Below are 1,701 nucleotides of genomic sequence, written 5' to 3' on the forward strand. Positions count from 1 at the left end.
GATAATGTCACTGACCGCCTGACTTTCGGTGCGGCCTTTGCCAATGTGCAGCGGCATGATGCGTGTGGTTGCCATGATGGAATCCTCCCTTCATAACAAAACGGCCTGCATATGCAGACCGCTTGTTTCTTTTATTCACCATTTTTGTATCGGATGACCGGAATCTGTCTGACCTTTTTTCCAATGGTCCGGCGTTCTAACGCAAAAACCATATCGCTGGTGCGCTCAAAAAACCCGATGTCTTTTTTCCAGCTTATCCCGCATTTACAATGCTGCAAGCCGATAAACTGCTGTTTCATTTTTCTGCCGCAGCCGGGGCAGACTTTATTACTGGTTCCCATCTGATTCTTCCAGCTTATAAAAGCCATCCAGGTTCAGCTCCCGTTTCAATTCTTCTTCTGATGGCAAATAAGTAAAATACTTCGACGCGAATATCTGGCGGTTATCTTCCGGCAGCGTGTATTTTACAATGGAATCTCCTTTGTCCGCGCAAAGGACAATGCCAATCGGTGGCGTATCACCGTCATTCATCATCTCACGAGTGTAATAATTCACATACATCTGCATCTGGCCCAAATCCTGATGGGTCAGCTTGCCCATTTTCAAATCTATGAGGACAAAGCATTTCAGAATATAATTATAAAAAACCAGGTCGATGAAAAAGTCCTGCCCATCCAGTGTAAACCGTTTTTGGCGCGCCACAAATGAAAAGCCGCGTCCAAGCTCTAAAAGGAAGTGCTGAAGATGGTCGATCAGGGCTTGCTCCAGTTCGCCCTCATACACATGAGTGTCCGGCTGGATCTGCAAAAATTCCATTACATAAGGGTCCTTGATTATTTTTTCATATTCCGGTTTTGGCTCGGTAGTCTGGATTTCTTTTGCCACAAGCGATTTATCCTGACTTGCTAAAATGCGCTGGTAGTACATGGTGTTAATCTGCCGTTCCAGCTGCCGGACACTCCACGCAGATTTTGCACATTCTTCTGCATAAAAAGTCCTTGCCTGTTCATCCTGGACACGCATTAAAAGCCGATAATGGGACCAGCTCAATTCGGCACACAGTGTGTGCCGAATCGGAAACAAGCAATAAAACTGGCGCATTGCCCGAAGATTACGGACGGTAAAACCCTTTCCAAACTCAACAGTCAGCTGTTCAGATAAATAATCCAGAAGTTTTTTTCCATACTCGGCCCGGTCATTTTCTCCACACGCTTTATAGATTTGTTCTCCTATTTCCCAGTAGGTGATTACCATTGTGGAATTTACCGCCGCGCTTAAACGGTGTTGCGCGGAAACAATCGAATTGCGGATAGAATGATAGGTCTGTTCCGCATTTTGATTGATTTGCAAATCGTGATTCAATTTTGCTCCCTCCTTGCCTATGGACATTATACCACGCAATCACAAAAAAACAAATGCCCCAAAAATCTTGCTGTCTTTTTCATAAAAGCTGCGCTTTCTCTCATCAGAGATTGTAAAAAACTTGAAATAATGTGACCACGCCAATTTAACAGACGGTGTCTGGCATTTTCCATACATCCACTCCTCTATGAAAAGACCCGCCCGTTTGCGGGACTGTCTGCGCTTTGACCTTTATCAGTATATCCTATTTCATGCCGAAAGTAAATCGCCAAAGCTATCTGGCGTTTCCTTTTTCCCACCTCTCCAAACGGGATTGGCACAGTGCGGCAATTTCGTTTT

Annotated in this window: 3 protein-coding genes and 1 pseudogene; all 4 read right to left on the reverse strand. The window is 44.8% G+C overall.

Going from position 1 to position 1,701, the window contains the following annotated elements; genetic code table 11:
- Positions 1-75: pseudogene (locus D5269_RS17725) on the reverse strand (relaxase); the annotation flags it as partial.
- Between the two features lie 56 nt (positions 76-131).
- The gene (locus tag D5269_RS17730; protein ID WP_120487479.1) at positions 132-341 is read right to left on the reverse strand and encodes a hypothetical protein; all 210 of its coding nucleotides are present in this window, start codon (positions 339-341) and stop codon (positions 132-134) included.
- Positions 328-1,362, reverse strand: coding sequence for a PDDEXK nuclease domain-containing protein (locus D5269_RS17735; RefSeq protein ID WP_120487481.1), 1,035 nt, complete (start codon positions 1,360-1,362; stop codon positions 328-330). Before D5269_RS17735 ends, D5269_RS17730 begins: the two co-directional genes overlap by 14 nt.
- Before the next feature lie 26 nt (positions 1,363-1,388).
- Complete coding sequence (locus D5269_RS18440; RefSeq protein ID WP_199735785.1) at positions 1,389-1,535, reverse strand: hypothetical protein; 147 nt, start codon at positions 1,533-1,535, stop codon at positions 1,389-1,391.
- Positions 1,536-1,701: the final 166 nt, after the last annotated feature.

The organism is Anaerotruncus sp. 1XD42-93 (assembly GCF_009917605.1).
Lineage (GTDB): Bacteria > Bacillota > Clostridia > Oscillospirales > Ruminococcaceae > Anaerotruncus.

What these genes read in the sequence shown, in the direction of transcription:
- D5269_RS17730 (WP_120487479.1), bottom strand. Translation starts at nt 341, where the DNA reads ATGGGAACCAGTAATAAAGTCTGCCCCGGCTGCGGCAGAAAAATGAAA.
- D5269_RS18440 (WP_199735785.1), bottom strand. Translation starts at nt 1,535, where the DNA reads ATGGAAAATGCCAGACACCGTCTGTTAAATTGGCGTGGTCACATTATT.